This is a genomic window from Zhengella sedimenti (assembly GCF_046506625.1).
Classification (GTDB): domain Bacteria; phylum Pseudomonadota; class Alphaproteobacteria; order Rhizobiales; family Rhizobiaceae; genus Zhengella; species Zhengella sedimenti.
Genome location: NZ_JBKFFP010000002.1, coordinates 579,617 through 598,591, shown reverse-complemented (window position 1 = coordinate 598,591; position 18,975 = coordinate 579,617). Strand labels below are relative to the sequence as shown.

Below are 18,975 nucleotides of genomic sequence, written 5' to 3'. Positions count from 1 at the left end.
TGGTCCTTTCCGCGCGGTCTGCCGACCATATAGGAAAGGGCGGCGGCACTGTCACGGGCGCCGTGAGCCCTGCACCCGTCAGGGCAGGGCGGCGAAGCCTTCGGTGAAACCGGAAAGTTCCACGGGGATGCCGATGCCCTCCTCGGGCGTCTGGAACACGATGAAGGTCGCCGATTCGCCTTCCTTCAGCGTGGAAACCAGCGGTTCCTCAAGGATGACCTCGGCATAGCAGCCATCCTGGAAGCACTTGGCGAAATAGGCCTTGCCGATGTCCTTGCCATCCACATAGAGACCCAGCCCGTTGGGGAGCAAAACGCCGAGCGGCACCAGCACGCGCATGATTTCCGCCTTCTTGTCGGCCGTGCGCAGCACGATGACCGAAAGGCCCAGGTCCGGCCTGTCTTCCGCGACCACATTCTGGATAAGCGCGCATTGTTCGGTCGCCGCGCCGGGCGGCGTGTCGCAGATCATCTTCCACGCGCCATGGGTCGACCGGACGATTCCCGTCTGCTGGGCTGCGGCCGGCCCGCTGCCGGCGGCCATGGTGGCGAACATGACCAGCAATGCGGCCGACTTTCTGGACAAGTGGAACAAGGCTGAAGCTCCGCTGCGAATCACGAGGGACTACAATGCGACGGCGCGCGGCAATTGCAAACCCGCTGCAACTGCGCATGCCCGCGACACCTGCCGCCCATGCCGTCCGATTTGGCCGGAAATGGGGCCGCCGCCCGCACATCCCGGACATAGGTCAAACCCGGCTCTTATGCGACAAAATGCAAATGCCATGAAAAACAGGGGTTTGCGAAAGGGTGCGACAAAATGCGCACATCAAACGAACCCCTGCCGGATGCGGCAATTCCTTGCGCGCGGCTGGGGAATATGGTTTGACCTAGATCAAACCGGCCCGCGCCCGCACGGGCCGCGCTTGGTGCAAGAATGTACGGCCTTTCGGGCCGATGGGGAGACAGGAACGGTATGAAACGGATTGCCGCCAGCTTTGCCGCCGCAACCGCCGCGTTTTTCGCGACGGCTGCATTTGCAGACCAGCCCAGGCCCTGGCAGATGACGCTCCAGGATGCCGCAACCCCGATCATGCGGGAAGTGCGCTGGTTCGAGCAGTACACGCTCTGGTTCATTGTTCCGATCACGCTGCTGGTGCTCGCGCTGCTTGTCTGGGTGTCGCTGAAATACCGCGCCAGCGCCAACCCGAACCCGTCGCGCACCAGCCACAACACGCTGATCGAGGTGATCTGGACGGTCGGTCCGGTCGTCATCCTGCTGTTCATCGCGGTGCCGTCCTTCAGCTTGCTGACCGCGCAGTACACGCCGCCGGAAGAGCCTGCGCTGACCGTCAAGGCGACGGGTTACCAGTGGTACTGGGGTTATGAGTACCAGAACGAGGAAGGGGCGGTGACCTTCGATTCGGTCATGCTCCAGGAAGCCGACAGGGAGCAGTACGGCAAGCAGGATGTGGCGGCCTATCCGCGCCTTCTGGCCGTCGACAACGATGTTGTCGTGCCGGTCGACACCACCGTGCGTCTTCTCGTCACGGCTGCCGACGTCATTCATTCCTTTGCGATGCCGTCTTTTGGCGTCAAGGTGGATGCCGTGCCCGGCCGCGTGAACGAGACCTGGTTCAAGGCTGAGAAGGAAGGCGTCTATTACGGACAGTGTTCCGAGCTTTGCGGCAAGGACCACGCCTACATGCCGATCGCCATCCGGGTCGTCAGCCAGCAGCAATACGACACCTGGATTACCGCCGCCGCCAACGACCTGGCCGGCGCCAATCGCGCCCTGATGGCATCCTTGGCGGGCGGGACGAAAGTCGCCGACGCCGGCGCGGCCGAGGCCGCCGAGTAAGAATTTGAAGGAACGGAGTGGGATCCATGGCTGAATCTGCAGCGCACGACGCCCATCACGACCACAAGCCGACAGGCTGGGTCCGGTGGGTTTATTCGACCAATCACAAGGATATCGGGACGCTGTACCTGATCTTTGCGATCATCGCGGGCATCGTCGGCGGGCTCCTGTCCGTCGGCATGCGCATCGAGCTTCAGGAGCCGGGCATCCAGTTCTTCGACGGCCTGGCCACCATGGTCTATGGCACGCCGGAAGCTGCCGCGCTGGATGCCGGCAAGCAGATGTACAACGTGTTCACCACGGCGCACGGCCTCATCATGATCTTCTTCATGGTCATGCCCGCGCTCATCGGCGGTTTCGCCAACTGGATGGTGCCGATCATGATCGGTGCGCCGGACATGGCCTTCCCGCGCATGAACAACATCTCCTTCTGGCTCGTTCCGCCGGCCTTCATCCTTCTGGTCCTCTCCATGTTCGTTCCCGGTCCTGCCGGCGGATATGGCGTGGGTGGCGGCTGGACCATCTATCCGCCGCTGTCGACCTCGGGCACGCCGGGGCCGGCCGTTGATCTGGCGATCCTTGCCCTTCACATCGCCGGTGCATCCTCCATCCTGGGTGCGATCAACTTCATCACCACGATCTTCAACATGCGTGCGCCCGGCATGACCCTGCACAAGATGCCGCTGTTTGCCTGGTCGGTGCTGATCACGGCCTTCCTGCTGCTGCTCTCGCTGCCCGTGCTCGCCGGCGCCATCACGATGCTTCTCACCGACCGCAATTTCGGCACGGCCTTCTTCTCTCCGGAAGGCGGTGGCGACCCGATCCTGTTCCAGCACCTGTTCTGGTTCTTCGGTCACCCGGAGGTCTACATCCTGATTCTGCCGGCCTTCGGCATCATCAGCCACATCGTGTCGACCTTCTCGCGCAAGCCCGTCTTCGGCTACCTCGGCATGGCCTATGCCATGGTCGCCATCGGCGTGGTCGGCTTCATCGTTTGGGCGCACCACATGTACACGACCGGCATCTCGCTGGACGCGCAGCGTTATTTCGTGTTCGCCACGATGGTGATCGCGGTCCCGACGGGTGTGAAGATCTTCTCGTGGATCGCAACCATGTGGGGCGGGTCCATTTCCTTCCGCACGCCCATGCTCTGGGCGATCGGCTTCATCTTCCTGTTCACCGTTGGCGGTGTCACCGGTGTCCAGCTCGCCAATGCCGGCCTCGACCGCGCCATGCACGACACCTACTACGTGGTGGCACACTTCCACTACGTCCTGTCGCTGGGCGCCGTCTTCGCCATCTTCGCCGCCTGGTACTACTGGTTCCCGAAGATGACCGGCTACATGTACAACTCGACCGTGGCGCGCGCCCATTTCTGGGTCACCTTCATCGGCGTGAACCTTGTCTTCTTCCCGCAGCACTTCCTGGGTCTGGCCGGCATGCCGCGCCGCTATATCGACTACCCGGATGCCTTCGCGGGCTGGAACTACGTGTCGTCGATCGGCTCCTACCTCTCCGCCTTTGCGGTGCTGATCTTCCTCTACGGCGTTTGGGAAGCCTTCTCGCGCAAGCGTGAGGCCGGCGCCAATCCGTGGGGCGAGGGCGCCACGACGCTGGAATGGCAGCTGCCTTCGCCGCCGCCCTTCCACCAGTGGGAGCAACTGCCGCGCATCAAGTGACGGCGGATGCCCTGAACAACGAAATGGCCTGCCGCCGCCCGCCGGCGGCAGGCCTTGAGACAACACAACGACAACGGCGTGCAAGCCGGGAATGACAGGTCGGGAAGAAATGGCGCTCATCGAGGATACCGCAGGCAGGGACGTCTACCGCATCTCGGAGGCGACGGCAGGCGACTACATCGAACTGCTGAAGCCGCGCGTCATGTCGCTGGTGGTCTTCACGGCGATTGTCGGGCTCGTGGCCGCGCCCGGTGCCGTGAATCCTTTCATCGCCATCGTCGCGATCCTCTGCATTGCCGTGGGCGCCGGCGCCTCGGGCGCGCTGAACATGTGGTATGACGCCGATATCGACGCGGTGATGAGCCGCACGGCGAAGCGGCCCGTGCCGTCCGGCCGTGTCCGGCCGCAGGAGGCGCTGAGCTTCGGCCTGATCCTTTCCTTCCTGTCGGTCCTGACGCTCGGCGTCCTGGTCAACTGGCTTTCCGCGGCGATCCTCGCTTTCACGATCTTCTTCTATGTCGTCGTCTACACCATGTGGCTGAAGCGTTCGACGCCGCAGAACATCGTCATCGGCGGCGCGGCTGGCGCCTTCCCGCCCATGCTCGGCTGGGCTGCCGCGACCGGGGAAATCGGCATCGAAAGCGTCGTCCTCTTCTCCATCATCTTCCTTTGGACCCCGCCGCATTTCTGGGCGCTCGCATTGTTCAAGTGCAAGGACTATGGCGCCGCCGGCATTCCCATGCTTCCCAATGTTCGTGGTGAAAGGTCCACACGTCGCCAGATCCTCGTCTACAGCCTCATCCTCGCTCCGGTGGGCGTGGCGCCCTGGCTCCTGGGTTTCGCCAGCGCCGGCTACGGCCTGTTCGCGGCCGTCATGGGTGCCGTCTTCGTCTGGTATGCCTTTGGCGTTTTCCGCATGAAGGATGGCGACGAGCGCATGATACCGGCAAAGAAGCTGTTCGGCTTTTCCATCCTTTATCTTTTTGCCTTGTTCGCAGCCATCCTGGTTGATGTTCTGGCCGCCGACATGCTCCGCCTGATCGCCGGGGGCATGGCATGAAGGATGACGGCGTGGAACTGACGGAAAAGCAACGCAAGGCGCGCCGCAGCCGCTCGATTGCGATCGCTCTGGCATTGGGGGCGCTGGTCATCGTCTTTTACGTGGTGACCTTCATCAAGGGCGGCGCCATCGTGAACAGGCCGTTGTGAGGCAGGACATGGAACAGGACAGCAGGAACAAGCGGGCAAATGTGAAAGTGGCAATGTTCGGGGCCGGTATGGCCCTGACGATGGTCGGGGCCGCCTATGCCGCCGTTCCGCTCTATGACCTGTTCTGCCGCGTCACCGGCTATGGTGGCACCACCCAGCGGGTGGATACCTATTCCGACCGCGTTCTGGACCGTGACATCACCGTGCGCTTCGATGCGAACACCTCCGGTGTACCCTGGGATTTCCAACCTCAGAAACGCTCGGTGACGCTCAAGATCGGTGAAACCACGCAGATCAGTTACCTGGCACACAACCGCACTGATCGAACGGTCACGGGTTCCGCCACATTCAACGTCTCGCCGTCGCTGGCAGGTGCCTATTTCAACAAGGTGCAGTGTTTCTGCTTCACCGAGACCACGCTCAAGCCGGGCGAGTCGCTTGACATGCCGGTCGTCTTCTATGTCGATCCCGACATCGTCGACCAGCAGGAACTCAAGGACTTACGAACCATCACGCTTTCCTATACCTTCTTCCCGGTCGATGCCGAGGGGTCTCCGGTCGCGTCAGCGCCGGTTGACAGCACGACCACAACCAACAGCATTGAAGAATAAGCAACCGCGGGGATCGACATGGCGGACCAACACGCAAAGCATCACGACTACCACATCATCGACCCGAGCCCGTGGCCGGCTCTCGCCTCGCTGGGCGCTTTCATCACGGCCCTTGGCGCCATTGCCTGGATGCGGGCCATCAACAATTCCGAGTTCTCGCTCTTCGGCCTGACCCTGTCCAACCTGAATTGGGGTCTCTTCGCTGTCGGCATGCTCATCATCCTCTATGTGATGTATGCCTGGTGGTCCGATACGATCAAGGAAGCCCATGAGGGGCACCACACCCGCGTCGTGTCGCTTCACCTGCGCTATGGCATGATCATGTTCATCGCCTCGGAGGTGATGTTCTTCGTTGCATGGTTCTGGGCCTTCTTCGATGCCAGCCTCTATCCGAACGACGCGAGCCAGGTCATGCGCGCCGAATATACCGGGGGGCAGTGGCCGCCGCAGGGCATCGAGGTGCTCGATCCGCTGCACCTGCCGCTCTACAACACCATCATCCTGCTGCTTTCGGGCACCACGGTGACCTGGGCGCACCACGCGCTGTTGCACAATGACCGCAAGGGCCTCGTCTGGGGGCTGGTGATGACCGTCGCCCTCGGTGTCCTGTTCTCCTTCGTGCAGGTTTACGAGTATTCCGTTGCGCCGTTCGACTTCAAGAACTCCATTTACGGCGCGACCTTCTTCATGGCGACCGGCTTTCACGGCTTCCACGTGTTCGTCGGCACGATCTTCCTGCTCGTCTGCCTGATCCGGGCGTTGAAGGGCGATTTCACGCCAAAACAGCACTTCGGTTTCGAGGCGGCTGCCTGGTACTGGCACTTTGTCGACGTGGTGTGGCTCTTCCTCTTCTTCTGCATCTATGTCTGGGCATCCTGGGGAGCGCCGATCGCGCATCACTGATCGCGCTGGCGCGGGAGTGCCGCGCTGCCACTTGTCGCATTGGGAAATGGGGGGCGGTCATGGCAATCATGGCCGCCCCCTGTTCGTGAATTGCAAAAGGAACTGTCATGAATGACGACCAGGCCCATTATCCGCCCGTCGATCCGGTCCAGGCGGGCGTGCGCGCGCGTTGTCCGCGCTGCGGCGAGGGCAGGCTTTTCGCAGGCTACCTGAACCTCAAGGATCGCTGCGGCGTTTGCGGGCTCGACTATTCCTTCGCCGACGCGGGAGACGGACCTGCCATCTTCGTCATGCTGATTGTCGGCTTCATCGTCGTCGGTCTCGCCCTGTGGATGGAGGTGAACTACGGACCGCCGATCTGGGTCCACATGCTGTTGTGGATCCCGCTAACCCTTGTCCTCTGCCTGACGGCGCTCAGGGTCATCAAGGGCGTGCTGATCACGCTCCAATACGCCAACAAGGCGGCCGAAGGGCGCATCGAGGGCCGCGAATGACGGATGGAAAGCCGGCTGTGGCAGGACGCCATCGTCGTGGCGGCTTCTGGCTGCTCACGGCGCTGGCGCTGGTGGCGCTCGTCATCCTTGTCGGGCTCGGCAACTGGCAGGTCCGCCGGCTGGCCTGGAAGGAAGGGCTCATCGACAGGATCGCCGAGCGCATGGCATCGGCGCCGCTGCCGCTCGCCGGAGTCGAGACGCTCTTCGCCGGGACGGGAGACGTGGACTACCTTCCGGCCATGGCCACCGGCACTTTCGAGCACGGCGGCGAGCAGCATTTCTTTGCCACGCATCAGGGGTCTTCCGGCTACTATGTCTATACGCCGTTGCGCCTTGCCGATGGCCGCGTTTTGTTCGTCAATCGCGGATTCGTGCCGTTTGACCGCAAGGATCCGGCAACGCGCGAGGCGGGACAGACCGCCGGCGTCGTCACCGTCACCGGTCTTGCCCGCAACCCGCTCGCCGAAAAGCCGGGAGGCGTCTATGAAAACGATCTCGCGGCGAACATCTATTACTGGAAGGACCTGGAGGCGATGGCCGCCAGTGCGGGGCTCGACCCGGACAAGGTGCTGCCCTTCTTCCTCGATGCCGATGACACGGCCAATCCGGGCGGCCTGCCGGTCGGAGGCGTGACACTGGTCAACCTGCCCAACAACCATCTGCAATACGCCATCACCTGGTACGGGCTTGCCGTCGCGCTTGCCGGCGTGTGGATCGCCTTTGCCATAAGGCGGCGCCCTTGACAGGAGCGGCCCTGGCAGCCACTTGGACAGACATGTCCCCGAACCGGTGAAGCCATGCCTGCCAAGCCCCCATTGACCCTGAGACTGTGCGAGCCGCGCGGCTTCTGCGCCGGCGTCGACCGGGCCATCCAGATCGTCGTCCTGGCGCTGAAGAAATACGGCGCGCCCGTCTATGTCCGCCACGAGATCGTGCACAACAAGTTCGTGGTCGAGGGCCTGCGCGCCCGCGGCGCGGTCTTCATCGAGGAACTGGACGAAATCCCCGCGGATCACCGCGACGCGCCGGTGGTGTTTTCCGCCCATGGCGTTCCGAAATCCGTGCCCGCCCATGCCGAGGCGCTCAACCTTTTATACCTCGATGCCACATGCCCTCTGGTCTCCAAGGTGCACAAGCAGGCCATGCGGCACCAGCGTCTTGGCCGTCACGTCCTGCTCATCGGCCATGCCGGCCATCCGGAGGTCATCGGCACGATGGGCCAGTTGCCCGAAGGCGCCGTGTCGCTGATCGAGACGGAAGACGATGCCCGTGGTTTCCGTGTTCCGGAAGGCACCGCGCTCGGCTTCGTCACGCAGACCACGCTTTCGGTGGACGATACCGCCGGCATCATCGCCGCCCTGGAAGAGACCTTTCCCGGCATCCATGCACCTGCGGCCGAGAGCATCTGCTATGCCACGACGAACCGCCAGGAAGCGGTCAAGCAGGCCGCGCCCGGTTGCGGCCTGTTCCTGGTCGTCGGCGCGCCCAACTCGTCCAATTCCCGCCGCCTGGTGGAGGTTGCAGAGCGGGCCGGCGCCAGCCGTGCAACGCTTGTCCAGCGCGCCGCCGAGATCGACTGGACCTTGCTGGAAGGGGTTGCGACGGTCGGCATATCGGCTGGCGCCTCGGCGCCGGAGATCATCGTCGACGAGATCATCGCCGCCTTCCGCCAGCGTTTCGACGTCACGCTCGACATCGCGCTGACGGCAGAGGAAAACGAAACCTTCCCGGTCATGCGGACCTTGCGCGACGTGGAACTGACCGCCGCCGACATGGCCTTTGTGAACGGGGACCGGTAATGGCCGTCTACACCGACATTTCCGAGGAAGAGCTGTCCGCCTTTCTCGCCGATTATCCGGTCGGCGGCCTGCTCTCCTACAAGGGCATTGCCGAGGGGGTGGAGAATTCGAACTTCCTCCTTCACACGAGCGAAGGCCACTTCATTCTCACCCTTTACGAAAAGCGCGTGAACCCGGACGACCTGCCCTTCTTCATCGGCCTTATGGAGCATCTGGCGGCAGGCGGGGTAACCTGTCCGCAGCCGGTCAAGCGCGCCGACGGCGGCGCCATCGGCAGGCTTGCCGGACGTCCCGCGGCAATCGTCACCTTCCTGGAAGGCATGTGGCCGCGCCGGCCCAATGCCGGCCATTGCCGCGCCGTGGGGGCGGCGCTGGCGCGCATGCACCTGGCCGGCGAGGGCTTTGACCTGGCCCGGGCGAACGCGCTCGGCGTTGACGGCTGGCGCCCGCTCTTCGACCTGGCCGCAGCGCGCGCCGACGAGGTGGAACCGGGCCTGCATGCCGAAATTGCCGGCGAACTCGATATCCTGGAAGCAACCTGGCCGAAGGACTTGCCAGCCGGTGTCATCCATGCGGACCTTTTCCCGGACAATGTCTTTTTCCTCGGTGCGGAACTTTCCGGCCTGATCGACTTCTATTTCGCCTGCAACGATCTGCTCGCCTATGACGTGGCGATCTGCCTGAACGCCTGGTGTTTCGAGCGCGATTTCTCCTTCAACATCACCAAGGGGCAGGCACTGCTCGCCGGCTACCAGACGGTGCGCGCGCTTTCGCCTGCCGAACGCGATGCCCTACCGCTGCTGGCGCGCGGCGCGGCGCTGCGCTTCCTGCTGACACGGCTTTACGACTGGCTGAACACGCCGGAAGGCGCGGTGGTCACCAAGAAGGATCCGAAGGAATATCTGCGCCGCCTGCGCTTCCATGCCCAGGTGCGCGACGCCAGGGACTATGGCCTGGAGGCGATATGAAGGCGGTCGAGATCTTTACTGACGGCGCCTGTTCCGGCAATCCCGGCCCCGGCGGCTGGGGCGCGCTTCTCCGGTTCAATGGCCATGTCAGGGAACTGAATGGCGGCGAGCCCGAGACGACGAACAACCGCATGGAACTCATGGCCGCCATTGCGGGTCTGGGCGCCCTGAAAGAGCGTTGCAAGGTCGATCTCTATACCGACAGCGTTTATGTGCGCGACGGTATCAAGGGCTGGATTCACGGCTGGAAGAAGAACGGGTGGAAGACGGCGGCCAAGAAGCCCGTGAAGAACGCTGAACTGTGGCAGGCGCTGGACGAGGCGCGCAACCGCCATGACGTGACCTGGCACTGGATCAAGGGCCATGCCGGCCACCCGGAAAACGAACGTGCCGACGAACTGGCGCGCCAGGGGATGGAGCCGTTCAAGACAAAGCGGCCCGGCGCGCGGCGGGAACAGGGCGATGGCAAGACGGCCTGACGATCCGCTCGCCCGCCTTGCGGCCTATGCCCTGCTCGGAGCGATGATCGGCGGGGCGACGGTCTGGTTCGTTGCAGACAGCTTCTCGCTGGCCACGTTCGGCTCCGGCCTTGCCGGCGGCGCCATCGCCGGGCTGCTGGCCGGCTTCATCCGTTCGCGCGCGGGAATGGATCGGGACTAGAAGCAATCCCAGTAAAAGTGGTCGCCGGTTTTCCGTCCGGGATTGCGCAGGGGAAACCCGATCCCGGGAAAAGTGGTCGCCGGTTTTCCGTCCGGGATTGTGCACGGGAAACCCAATCCCGGGAAAAGTGGGAGCCGGTTTTCCGTCCTGTAGAGGGAAAAGCCCGCAGCATGGCGCCGCGGGCTTTTTGTACTGCAATCAGGCAGCGCGTTCCTCGCCAAGCTGGGCCAGGATGCCAAGCGCACTGGAGGCTTCGGCCTTGCCCGGCGTGTCCTCGATGTTGAGCGCGCTCACCTTGCCGTCCTCGACGATCATGGAAAAGCGCTTGCAGCGAATGCCGAGGCCGGCCGCACTGAGGTCGATGTCAAGGCCGGTGGCCTTGGCAAAGGCGCCGCTGCCGTCGGCGAGGTAGAGGATCTTGTCCTTGCCGCCGGTCGCATTCTCCCAGGCCTTCATGACGAACACATCATTGACTGCCACCACGGCGATCGTGTCCACGCCCTTGGCCTTGATCGCATCGTGATGTTCGATGAAACCCGGCAAGTGATTCATGGAACAGGTGGGCGTGAACGCGCCCGGAACACCGAACAGCACAACCGTCTTGCCCGCGAACACGTCGTCAGTGCTCAGCTGGGCCGGGCCGTCTGCCATGGACACGGTAAACTTGGCGTCCGGCAGTTTTTCGCCGACCGAAATCGTCATGAAGAACCTCCTTGCTGGAAAAAACCCGCCATGGACAGGCGCGGCCGACTGACATTTAGGACGCTTGCAGATCCAGTAAAGGGGTGGCGCGATTATTGCGCCTGTATTTGGCCGTTTACCGCCTCACCCTTGCGGACGAGTGTGTAGTCGATGTCAGGAGGCGCAGCGCCTTTGGGTGTGGACAGGATGACGGCACGAAACACCGAAACCCCTTTGCCAGCCTCGACGCGCTCCGCGACGTCGAGTGCCCAGCCGCCTGCCGGAGCCAGGAAAAGTTCTGCCTCGTCGCCATCGCCCGGCACGGTGGCCTCGAGGATCACGGCTCCCTCTTCCATGCTGGCTTCCGTGAGTGAGAAACCCTCATGGGCGGCGTCTGGAAGCGCTGCAAAAGCATCTGTGACGGCCGGTTCGCTGCCGGTGCGTGCAGGATCCGTTTCCAGCATGAACGACATCTGGACGGGGATGCATATATCCTCGCAGATCCCCAGGAAGGCCGTCGCATTCACCGTCACGGGTTCGGATGGCCGCGGCGTCGCAAATTCCAGCGCGATCGCCATCGACACATCGTATCCCGCCCAGGTCGACCATTCGTCGGTGAACCGCACGGGTGCGGGAAAGCGCATCGCGACGCCGTCGACGTTCGAACTGCCTTCGAGCGACAGTTGCGGTGGAACGCCGGCATCGCCGGGTTCGCGCCAATAGGTTTTCCAGCCTGGTGCAAGCTGGATCTCCAGCGCCCCGCGCAGGGTCCCGCCGGCATCTGGCCGGTCTTCGACAACGAGACGCAGCCTTGCCCCCTCGGTGTCCTGCCACGCGGTGGAGGCCGCGCCGGCGCGGCCGCCCATGGCGAGGGTTGCGGCAATCAGGACCAGGGCTAGCGCGGATCGGGTCATTTCGGCATCAGGGTTTTCCGTTTCTGTCCGGAACTTGATGCCCGCCCGGAGGCTTACATGCAAGGCCGCGCCTGATGACGAATTGATGAGCCGGCCGTGAAGGCCACCGCGCATGGGCGGCAAATCTGTTACCGTCATCGTCGGCGGGGGCTTTCGGACCGGCCGGTTTGGCGCTACGTTTCAAGGGATGGAGGCAAGCAATGAGCGGAAACTGGCTTGATGGACAATTCCTGATCGCCATGCCGGGCATGGCGGACACGCGGTTTGAAAAGACCGTGATCTACATGTGCGCGCATTCTGCCGACGGCGCCATGGGGCTGGTGATCAACAAGCGCCAGGACATGGTTTTTCCCGATCTGCTGGTACAACTCGGCATCATCGGCGAGGCCGACGCGATCCGGCTGCCGCCCTCGGCCCGCGACATGATCGTACGCGACGGCGGACCGGTCGAGCGAAGCCGCGGCTTCGTGCTTCATACCGGCGATTACGCAGCCGATTCATCAATGGAAATCGGCACGGGCCTCTGCCTGACGGCCACCATTGATGTTCTTCGCGCCATTTCCAGGGGCTACGGTCCGCAACAGGCCATCATGGCGCTGGGCTATGCGGGATGGGCGCCCGGCCAGCTTGAACAGGAAATCGGCTCGAATGGATGGCTTACCTGTCCGGCCTCCGCCGATCTGGTCTTCGAGGCGGATATCGACCGGCTCTATGAACTCGCCCTCGACAGTCTCGGCATTGACCCGGTCTTTCTCAGCATGGATGCCGGGCACGCGTGACCATGCCTTCACCGGTCGACGCCACCGGCAACCGCTTGCGCGTGTCAGGCCGCGACGAGGGGGTTCTGTTCCTTGATCGCCTGGAGCGCGGCCTGGGGCTCCATCGGTTCGCCGAACATGAAGCTCTGCACATAGTCGCAGCCGGCCTCGGCGAGATCCTCGGCGACCTGCGCGTCTGACACGCCTTCCGCCACGACCTTGAGACCGAGGTCGCGGGCCATGTTGACGATGGAGCGCAACAGGACAATGCGTTGCGGCGAATCGGAGTCCAGGAAGCTTCTGTCGATCTTCAGCGTGTCGAAGGGGAAGCGGGTGAGGTAGGAGAGCGACGAGAAACCGGTGCCGAAGTCGTCGAGCGAAAGGCCGATGCCGGTCTGGCGCAGCCGCTTGAGCACCGAGGCCGCCTGTTCCGGATTGCTCATGACGAGGGATTCGGTCAGTTCCAACCGGAAATTCGATGGCGGCAGATTGGTGCGCGACAGCACCGAGCGCACATCCGCGACGAGATCCTGGCGCATAAGCTGGCGGCTGGAGAGGTTGACGGAGACGAAAAGGTCATCCTTCGCCGTCTCGCCGAGCCATGCCTTGAGATCGCCCGCGGCCGCCTGCATGGCGAACAGGCCGATGGGAACGATGAGCCCGGACGTCTCGGCGATGGGAATGAAGTCGCTGGGCGGGATCGTGCCGCGTCGGGGATGCTCCCAGCGCACCAGTGCCTCGAAGCCGGCAATGGCGCCGTCCTTCAGGCTGACGATCGGCTGATAGGCCAGCGCCAGTTCCTGTCGCTCGATGGCGCGCCGCAGGTCGGCCTCCAGCGTCAGCTTGTCGGTGCCGATGGTGCGGAATGCCGGCCGGAACGGTTCGATCCGGTCGCCGCCGAAGCGCTTGGCCTGGTGCAGCGCCAATTCCGCGTCCTTGACCAGTTCCTCCGCGGTCTGCTGCGTTCCGTTCCAGGTGACGAGCCCCATGGAGGCGGTCAGCACGATCTCCCGCTTGGCGAAGGTGATCGGCGCGCTGATCGCCTTGCGCACGGCATCGGCGAACGCGGCAATCCGTGCCGGGTTCTGTTCGGAAAGCAGGGCCAGCGCGAACTGGTCGCCGGAAAAGCGCGCAAGCGTGTCCTTCTGCTTGAGCAGCCGCGAAAGCCGCCGCGCCAGCGTCAGCAGGATGGTGTCTCCCGCCGAAATGCCGAGACCCTCGTTGACCTGCTTGAAGCGGTCCACGTCGATCACGAAGATCGTGGGCTTCACCTTCTCCTCGGTCTGGGCGATGGCGATGATCCCCTCCAGGCGGCTCATGAAGAGTTCGCGTGTCGGCAGTCCTGTCAGGTTGTCATGCACCGCGTCGTGCAGCAGCCGTTCCTCGGCCTTCTTCTGTTCCGTGACATCGGCAAGCGTGCCGACGCAGCGGATCACCTCGCCGTCGGAGCCGATGACCGGGCGCGCGCGCAGCACGAAATACTGGTAGTGGCCGTCGGCCCCGCGCAGGCGGAACGCCTGGTGGATGCGCCCGCGCCGGTGTTCGAGCACCATGTCGAGCGTGGTCCGGAAATGGTCGCGGTCATCCGGGTGGAGCACCGGCAGCCAGTTGCGCGCCGGCCCGCGCAGCGTGCCGGAGGCCAGGCCCAGTTGCCTGCATACGTCCGGCCGGGTCACGACACGGTCGCGCGCCACATCCCAGTCGAAGACCATGTAGCCCGAGCCCGAAATTGCCAGCGCCTGCCTTTCCATGTCGGAAAACAGCCCCTGGTGCAGGGCGCCACCGGCAAAGGCATGCTGCATGACGGTGAAGCCGATCAGCAGCACGATCAGGATCAGCCCGCCGCCGAGCGCCGGCTGGATGATGTCGTTGTCGATCATGCCGGTCACGGTCATCCAGCCGCCCGCCAGCCAGGCCAGCGTCAGCAGCCAGCTCGGGATCAGCATGATGGCGCGGTCATAGGCCTGGAACGACAGGTAGATGATGAGGCCCAGTCCGACAGCCGCCGTGAGCGCGAAGGAGAAGCGCGAAATGCCCGCCGCCACGGGCGGGTCGAACACAGCCACGCCCGCCAGGCCCATCAGCAGCAGCACCCACAGGACCGCGCCATAGGCGAAATGCATGTGCCACCGGTTGAGGTTCAGATAGCTGAACAGGAAGAGCACCAGCGTCAGCGCAAGCGCCACCTCCGATCCGGCCCTCCATACCTGCTCGCTGCCGGGCGATATCTCGATGACCCGGTTCAGGAAGCCGAAGTCGATCGAGACATAGGCAAGCACCGCCCATGCCAGCGCCGCCGTGGCGGGAAAGAGTGTGGTGCCCTTGACCACGAACAGGATGGTGAGAAACAGCGCCAGCAGGCCGGCGATGCCGATGACGATGCCGCGGAACAGCGTGAACGAATTGACGGTGTCCTTGTACGCCTCGGGTTCCCAAAGATAGACCTGCGGCAGGCGCGCCGATGCCAGTTCCGCCACGAAGGTCACCACCGCGCCGGGATTGATGGTCACGCGGAACACATCGGCGTCGGGGGCTTCCTCCCGGTCGAGCGCGAAGCCTTCCGACGGCGTGATGTTGACGATGCGCCGCGACCCGAGATCCGGCCAGAACAGCCCCGAACCGGGCAGCCGGTAATGCGGCGCCACGATGATCCGGTCAAGCTGCTGGTCGGTCGGGTTGGCGATGGCGAACACGGCCCAGTCATTGCTGGTTTCCGGCTCCAGCGCCTCCACCTCGATGCGCCGCACGATGCCGTCGGCGCCGGGCGCCGTCGATGTCTGGAAATTGGCCCCGCGGCCGCGATAGATGTCGACCGCGCGCGACAGGTCGAGCGCCACGTCGTCGCGGCTGATCTTGATCGCCTCGAAGGCGTTGGCGCCGGGAACCGCAAGCGCCAGCACCATGGCCAGCGCCATGACCACATGCACGAAGATGGCTCTTGCCCCGTTCACCCGTCCCAAGCCCCGCTGGTTTTTGCGCCATCGTTGATGCGCGCATAGAGAAGATGGTCCCGCCATTCGCCGGCAATCTTGAGATAGGACCGAAGCAGTCCTTCGCGCTGAAATCCGGCTTTTTCAAGCACGCCGACCGACCGCTTGTTGTCCGGAATACAGGCGGCCTCGAGCCGGTGCAAGCCGAGTTCGCCGAAGGCATGGGGAATGAGGGCGCCAAGCGCTTCGCTCATGAGCCCTTGCCCCGCATGGCGTGCGCCCATCCAGTAGCCGATCTGGCCCGATTGCGCGACGCCGCGCCGGATGTGGCCTATGCTGATGCCGCCGGCCAGCACCGATCCGCCGTCGATGAAGATGAAGAAGGGCATCCCGGTTCCCTGTGACACATCGGCGCGATAGCGCCGCATCCGTTCCTTCCAGGCCGGCCGGGTCAGGTCGTCGGGCGGCCATTCAGGCTCCCAGGGTTCGAGGAACGCCCGGCTTTCGGCCCTCAGTGCCACCCAGGCGGCGTGATCGGAAAAGGCAGGCCGGCGAAGCAGCACGCGCCGGTGAACAAGGACAGGACCGTAAAGCCGCAATCCGGGCAGCGTCAGCATGGTCCCCGGGATCAGACGGCAAGCCGCCGCAATTCGCCGGTTCCCGAACCGAGCGCGCTGGCGACCGCCTCGTAATGCGGCAAGGTGTCGATCGGACCGATGGCCGCGACCGTCGGCTGGAGGCCGCCGAACAGCCGCTGGGCGAGATCGGTCAGCCGGTCCACGGTGATCTTGGACAGCCGGTCCATCAGTTCCTCGCTGTCGATGGGGCGCCCGAACAGCAGCATCTGGCGGGCGATCTGGCTGGCCCGGCTGGTCGCGCTTTCCCGGCTCATCGCCAGCGCCGCCCGGTATTGCGCCCGCGCCCGGTCCAGCTCGTCCTGGCCGATATGTTCGCCCGTCTTGCGCAGTTCCGACAGCAGAACCGGCACGAGTTCGGCGATGTCGTCCGCCCCGGTCGCGGCATGGACGCCGAAGACGCCGGTGTCCGAGAAGCCCCAGTGGAAGGCGTAGACCGAATAGCACAGGCCGCGATTCTCCCGCACTTCCTGGAACAGCCGCGACGACATGCCGCCGCCCAGGATGGAGGACAGGATCTGCGAGGCGTAGAAATCGCGCACGTGATAGGCGCGGCCCTCGAAGCCGAGCAGGATCTGCGCATCCATGAGCTTCCGGCTTTCGCGGTAGTCGCCGCCGACGTAATGGGCATAGGGCGGGAAGGGTGCGGCGGCCTTGGCGCGGAAATGGCCGAATTTCCTTTCCGCCTCGCGCACGAACTTCTCGTGGTCCAGGCCGCCGGCCGCCACCAGGATCATGCGGTCTGCGCCATACTGGCGCTCCATGTAGTCGCGCAGGTGCTGCGAGGTGAAGCTTTCCACCGTTTCCGGCGTGCCCAGGATGGAGCGGCCGATGGTCTGGTGCCGGAACGCCGTCTCCGTGAAACGGTCGAACACGATGTCATCGGGCGTGTCGTGCGCCGCGCCGATCTCCTGCAGGATGACATGCTGCTCGCGCTCCAGTTCCTGCGGGTCGAAACGCGAATCCGTCAGGATGTCGGCCAGGATGTCGATGGCCAGCGGCACGTCGTCCTTGAGAACGCGGGCATAGAAGGAAGTGGTTTCCACGCTGGTCGCCGCGTTGATCTCGCCGCCCACATCCTCGATGTCGGTGGCGATCTGCCGGGCGGTCCGGCTGCCCGTTCCCTTGAAGGCCATGTGCTCCAGGAGGTGCGCGATGCCGTGTTCGTCGTCGCGCTCGTTGCGCGAGCCCGACTTGATCCACACACCCAGCGTGACGCTTTCCAGATGCGGCATGGTTTCGGTGGCAACGACGAGGCCGTTCGACAGACGGCTGACTTCCACACCCATGAAAAACCTTTCTCCCAGGGACATTCGCGCAAATGATCTATCGCGCAAATGCTCCGTCAGTTTGTTGTCGCGCAATCCCGGACACGAAACCTGTTCTCCCTGTGCCGGGACCGGCTAATGTGCCGCTCTGGTGTGGCGGCTGACATGATCTTCCAACATTTTCTGGTCCGATGGAAGGACGGTGAAGGTCTCTTTTCTGTCCATCAGGTCCGCAAGCCACGCAGGCAGGGCCGGTGTCACGCCGCAGGCGGCCTCCACCGCGGCCGGAAACTTGGCCGGATGGGCGGTCGCGAGCACCACCATCGGCACGGCCGGGTCGCCATGCTCGCGCGCCACCTTCATGCCCGCCGCCGAATGCGGATCGAGCAGGTAGCCGGACCGTTCCAGCACACCGGCGATCGTGGCCGCCGTCTCCGACTCGCCGGACCGTCCGGCCGAGAAGTCCTGCCGGATCGCTGCCAGCGTGGCGGGCGCGATGTCGAAGGCGCCGGACTGCTTGAGGCTGTCCATGGCCGCCCGCACGGCGCCCGCGTCGCGGCCGCCGGCCTCGAACAGCAGGCGCTCGAAGTTCGACGAGATCTGGATGTCCATGGATGGCGAGGTGGTCGCGTGGACGCCGCGCATCTCGTAGCGCCCGGTGGCAAGCGCCCGCGCAAGGATGTCGTTGTCATTGGTGGCGATCACGAGACGCTCGACCGGCAGGCCCATCCGCTTGGCGCCGTAGCCGGCGAAGATGTCGCCGAAATTGCCTGTCGGAACGGTGAAGCTGACCGGCCTGTCGGGCGCGCCCAGCGAGATGGCCGACGAGAAATAGTAGACGATCTGGGCCATGATGCGCGCCCAGTTTATCGAGTTGACGCCCGAAAGCTGCATGGCATCGCGGAAGGCGTGATGGTTGAACATCGCCTTCACCTGGTTCTGGCAATCGTCGAAATTGCCCTGGATGGCCAGCGCATGGACGTTCGCGGCCGCCGACGTCGTCATCTGCCGCTGTTGCACCGGCGAGACCCGGCCGTCGGGGAAGAGGATGAAGATGTCGGTGCGCTCCCGCCCGGCAAAGGCGTCGATCGCCGCGCCGCCCGTGTCGCCCGACGTCGCGCCGACGATGGTCGCCCGTTCGCCGCGCTTCGCCAGCACATGGTCCATCAGACGCGCCAGCAATTGCATCGCCACGTCCTTGAACGCCAGCGTCGGCCCGTGGAAGAGTTCCAGCACGAACTCGTTGCCGCCGGTCTGCACGATGGGGCAGACGGCCTCGTGGCGGAAGGTCGCATAGGCTTCGCGCACGATGGCCTCGAACTCGTCGCGGTCGATCTCGCCGCCCGTGAACGGCCACAAGACCCGGATGGCGAGTTCGGCATAGGAGAGGCCGCGCATGGCGCGGATGTCGTCGGCGGAAAACTGCGGCCAGTCTTGCGGCACGTAAAGCCCGCCGTCACGGGCGAGCCCCGCCAGCAGCGCGTCGCTGAAACCGAGAACGGGCGCATTGCCCCGCGTGCTGACATATTGCATCGTCACCGCCGTCGTCCTTTCCTGTGGGCGCCTTGCCACGGGGCGAGGGACTTGACGCCGCGCCCTGTCGCAT

20 protein-coding genes are annotated in these 18,975 nt (G+C 64.3%); 13 read left to right on the top strand and 7 right to left on the bottom strand.

Annotated features, from left to right (window positions below; genetic code table 11):
* Positions 1-78: 78 nt before the first annotated feature.
* Complete coding sequence (locus ACLB6G_RS08435; RefSeq protein WP_410355915.1) at positions 79-555, bottom strand: invasion associated locus B family protein; 477 nt, start codon at positions 553-555, stop codon at positions 79-81.
* Positions 556-975: 420 nt separating this feature from the next.
* Between ACLB6G_RS08435 and coxB the strand changes: the two genes are divergently transcribed.
* The 12 genes from coxB (at position 976) to ACLB6G_RS08375 (ending at position 10,183) form a co-directional block, all read left to right on the top strand.
* Positions 976-1,860: a cytochrome c oxidase subunit II gene (coxB, locus tag ACLB6G_RS08430; protein ID WP_410355696.1), complete on the top strand. Its 885-nt coding sequence runs from the start codon at positions 976-978 to the stop codon at positions 1,858-1,860.
* Positions 1,861-1,886: 26 nt separating this feature from the next.
* Positions 1,887-3,539 (top strand): cytochrome c oxidase subunit I, encoded by a 1,653-nt coding sequence (gene ctaD / locus ACLB6G_RS08425; protein WP_410355695.1) that lies wholly within the window; start codon positions 1,887-1,889, stop codon positions 3,537-3,539.
* A 109-nt stretch (positions 3,540-3,648) separates the two neighbouring features.
* On the top strand, positions 3,649-4,599 hold the full coding sequence (locus ACLB6G_RS08420) for a heme o synthase (RefSeq protein ID WP_410355914.1): 951 nt from the start codon (positions 3,649-3,651) through the stop codon (positions 4,597-4,599).
* On the top strand, positions 4,596-4,748 hold the full coding sequence (locus ACLB6G_RS08415) for a hypothetical protein (protein WP_410355694.1): 153 nt from the start codon (positions 4,596-4,598) through the stop codon (positions 4,746-4,748). Before ACLB6G_RS08420 ends, ACLB6G_RS08415 begins: the two co-directional genes overlap by 4 nt.
* A gap of 8 nt (positions 4,749-4,756) precedes the next feature.
* Entirely contained in the window at positions 4,757-5,359 is a 603-nt protein-coding gene (locus ACLB6G_RS08410) for a cytochrome c oxidase assembly protein (protein WP_410355693.1), read from the top strand.
* Between the two features lie 18 nt (positions 5,360-5,377).
* Complete coding sequence (locus ACLB6G_RS08405) at positions 5,378-6,262, top strand: cytochrome c oxidase subunit 3 (protein ID WP_410355692.1); 885 nt, start codon at positions 5,378-5,380, stop codon at positions 6,260-6,262.
* A gap of 107 nt (positions 6,263-6,369) precedes the next feature.
* Complete coding sequence (locus ACLB6G_RS08400) at positions 6,370-6,756, top strand: DUF983 domain-containing protein (protein WP_410355691.1); 387 nt, start codon at positions 6,370-6,372, stop codon at positions 6,754-6,756.
* Entirely contained in the window at positions 6,753-7,499 is a 747-nt protein-coding gene (locus ACLB6G_RS08395) for an SURF1 family protein (RefSeq protein WP_410355690.1), read from the top strand. Before ACLB6G_RS08400 ends, ACLB6G_RS08395 begins: the two co-directional genes overlap by 4 nt.
* Positions 7,500-7,553: 54 nt before the next feature.
* Positions 7,554-8,555, top strand: a complete 1,002-nt coding sequence (gene ispH / locus ACLB6G_RS08390) for a 4-hydroxy-3-methylbut-2-enyl diphosphate reductase (RefSeq protein WP_410355689.1) — start codon at positions 7,554-7,556, stop codon at positions 8,553-8,555.
* Positions 8,555-9,523, top strand: a complete 969-nt coding sequence (locus tag ACLB6G_RS08385) for a homoserine kinase (protein WP_410355688.1) — start codon at positions 8,555-8,557, stop codon at positions 9,521-9,523. The genes ispH and ACLB6G_RS08385 overlap by 1 nt, the downstream gene beginning before the upstream one ends.
* Complete coding sequence (gene rnhA, locus ACLB6G_RS08380) at positions 9,520-10,002, top strand: ribonuclease HI (protein WP_410355687.1); 483 nt, start codon at positions 9,520-9,522, stop codon at positions 10,000-10,002. Before ACLB6G_RS08385 ends, rnhA begins: the two co-directional genes overlap by 4 nt.
* Positions 9,986-10,183, top strand: a complete 198-nt coding sequence (locus ACLB6G_RS08375; protein ID WP_410355686.1) for a hypothetical protein — start codon at positions 9,986-9,988, stop codon at positions 10,181-10,183. Before rnhA ends, ACLB6G_RS08375 begins: the two co-directional genes overlap by 17 nt.
* A 198-nt stretch (positions 10,184-10,381) precedes the next feature.
* Here ACLB6G_RS08375 and ACLB6G_RS08370 read toward each other — a convergent pair whose 3' ends face one another.
* Together ACLB6G_RS08370 and ACLB6G_RS08365 are read right to left on the bottom strand one after the other, a co-directional pair.
* Positions 10,382-10,885 carry a peroxiredoxin gene (locus ACLB6G_RS08370; RefSeq protein ID WP_410355685.1) on the bottom strand — a complete coding sequence of 168 codons (504 nt, stop codon included), beginning with the start codon at positions 10,883-10,885 and terminating at the stop codon, positions 10,382-10,384.
* Between the two features lie 92 nt (positions 10,886-10,977).
* A complete protein-coding gene (locus tag ACLB6G_RS08365) occupies positions 10,978-11,730 on the bottom strand; it encodes a protein-disulfide reductase DsbD domain-containing protein (protein ID WP_410355684.1) in 753 nt (250 codons plus the stop codon).
* Positions 11,731-11,978: 248 nt separating this feature from the next.
* On the opposite strand from ACLB6G_RS08365, the gene ACLB6G_RS08360 reads away from it, so the two are divergent.
* Positions 11,979-12,557 carry a YqgE/AlgH family protein gene (locus tag ACLB6G_RS08360; protein ID WP_410355683.1) on the top strand — a complete coding sequence of 193 codons (579 nt, stop codon included), beginning with the start codon at positions 11,979-11,981 and terminating at the stop codon, positions 12,555-12,557.
* 44 nt (positions 12,558-12,601) lie between these two features.
* Here the strand turns inward: ACLB6G_RS08360 and ACLB6G_RS08355 are convergent, their stop codons facing one another.
* The 4 genes from ACLB6G_RS08355 to thrC form a co-directional block, all read right to left on the bottom strand.
* Positions 12,602-15,451 carry an EAL domain-containing protein gene (locus tag ACLB6G_RS08355; protein ID WP_410355913.1) on the bottom strand — a complete coding sequence of 950 codons (2,850 nt, stop codon included), beginning with the start codon at positions 15,449-15,451 and terminating at the stop codon, positions 12,602-12,604.
* Positions 15,452-15,483: 32 nt separating this feature from the next.
* Positions 15,484-16,083 carry a GNAT family N-acetyltransferase gene (locus tag ACLB6G_RS08350; protein ID WP_410355682.1) on the bottom strand — a complete coding sequence of 200 codons (600 nt, stop codon included), beginning with the start codon at positions 16,081-16,083 and terminating at the stop codon, positions 15,484-15,486.
* A gap of 11 nt (positions 16,084-16,094) precedes the next feature.
* Positions 16,095-17,390, bottom strand: a complete 1,296-nt coding sequence (locus ACLB6G_RS08345; RefSeq protein ID WP_410355681.1) for a M16 family metallopeptidase — start codon at positions 17,388-17,390, stop codon at positions 16,095-16,097.
* A gap of 114 nt (positions 17,391-17,504) precedes the next feature.
* Complete coding sequence (thrC, locus tag ACLB6G_RS08340; RefSeq protein ID WP_410355912.1) at positions 17,505-18,902, bottom strand: threonine synthase; 1,398 nt, start codon at positions 18,900-18,902, stop codon at positions 17,505-17,507.
* Positions 18,903-18,975 lie beyond the last annotated feature (73 nt).

Coding starts and splice junctions, on each gene's coding strand:
- ACLB6G_RS08405 (WP_410355692.1), top strand. CDS start 5,378: ATGGCGGACCAACACGCAAAGCATCACGACTACCACATCATCGACCCG.
- ACLB6G_RS08350 (WP_410355682.1), bottom strand. CDS start 16,083: ATGCTGACGCTGCCCGGATTGCGGCTTTACGGTCCTGTCCTTGTTCAC.
- ACLB6G_RS08420 (WP_410355914.1), top strand. CDS start 3,649: ATGGCGCTCATCGAGGATACCGCAGGCAGGGACGTCTACCGCATCTCG.
- ACLB6G_RS08395 (WP_410355690.1), top strand. CDS start 6,753: ATGACGGATGGAAAGCCGGCTGTGGCAGGACGCCATCGTCGTGGCGGC.
- ACLB6G_RS08365 (WP_410355684.1), bottom strand. CDS start 11,730: ATGGGCGGCCGCGCCGGCGCGGCCTCCACCGCGTGGCAGGACACCGAG.
- ACLB6G_RS08345 (WP_410355681.1), bottom strand. CDS start 17,390: ATGGGTGTGGAAGTCAGCCGTCTGTCGAACGGCCTCGTCGTTGCCACC.
- ACLB6G_RS08410 (WP_410355693.1), top strand. CDS start 4,757: ATGGAACAGGACAGCAGGAACAAGCGGGCAAATGTGAAAGTGGCAATG.
- thrC (WP_410355912.1), bottom strand. CDS start 18,902: ATGCAATATGTCAGCACGCGGGGCAATGCGCCCGTTCTCGGTTTCAGC.
- ACLB6G_RS08375 (WP_410355686.1), top strand. CDS start 9,986: ATGGCAAGACGGCCTGACGATCCGCTCGCCCGCCTTGCGGCCTATGCC.
- coxB (WP_410355696.1), top strand. CDS start 976: ATGAAACGGATTGCCGCCAGCTTTGCCGCCGCAACCGCCGCGTTTTTC.
- ACLB6G_RS08400 (WP_410355691.1), top strand. CDS start 6,370: ATGAATGACGACCAGGCCCATTATCCGCCCGTCGATCCGGTCCAGGCG.
- ACLB6G_RS08415 (WP_410355694.1), top strand. CDS start 4,596: ATGAAGGATGACGGCGTGGAACTGACGGAAAAGCAACGCAAGGCGCGC.
- ACLB6G_RS08360 (WP_410355683.1), top strand. CDS start 11,979: ATGAGCGGAAACTGGCTTGATGGACAATTCCTGATCGCCATGCCGGGC.
- ACLB6G_RS08355 (WP_410355913.1), bottom strand. CDS start 15,451: ATGGCGCTGGCCATGGTGCTGGCGCTTGCGGTTCCCGGCGCCAACGCC.
- ACLB6G_RS08385 (WP_410355688.1), top strand. CDS start 8,555: ATGGCCGTCTACACCGACATTTCCGAGGAAGAGCTGTCCGCCTTTCTC.
- ctaD (WP_410355695.1), top strand. CDS start 1,887: ATGGCTGAATCTGCAGCGCACGACGCCCATCACGACCACAAGCCGACA.
- ACLB6G_RS08435 (WP_410355915.1), bottom strand. CDS start 555: ATGTTCGCCACCATGGCCGCCGGCAGCGGGCCGGCCGCAGCCCAGCAG.
- ACLB6G_RS08370 (WP_410355685.1), bottom strand. CDS start 10,885: ATGACGATTTCGGTCGGCGAAAAACTGCCGGACGCCAAGTTTACCGTG.
- rnhA (WP_410355687.1), top strand. CDS start 9,520: ATGAAGGCGGTCGAGATCTTTACTGACGGCGCCTGTTCCGGCAATCCC.
- ispH (WP_410355689.1), top strand. CDS start 7,554: ATGCCTGCCAAGCCCCCATTGACCCTGAGACTGTGCGAGCCGCGCGGC.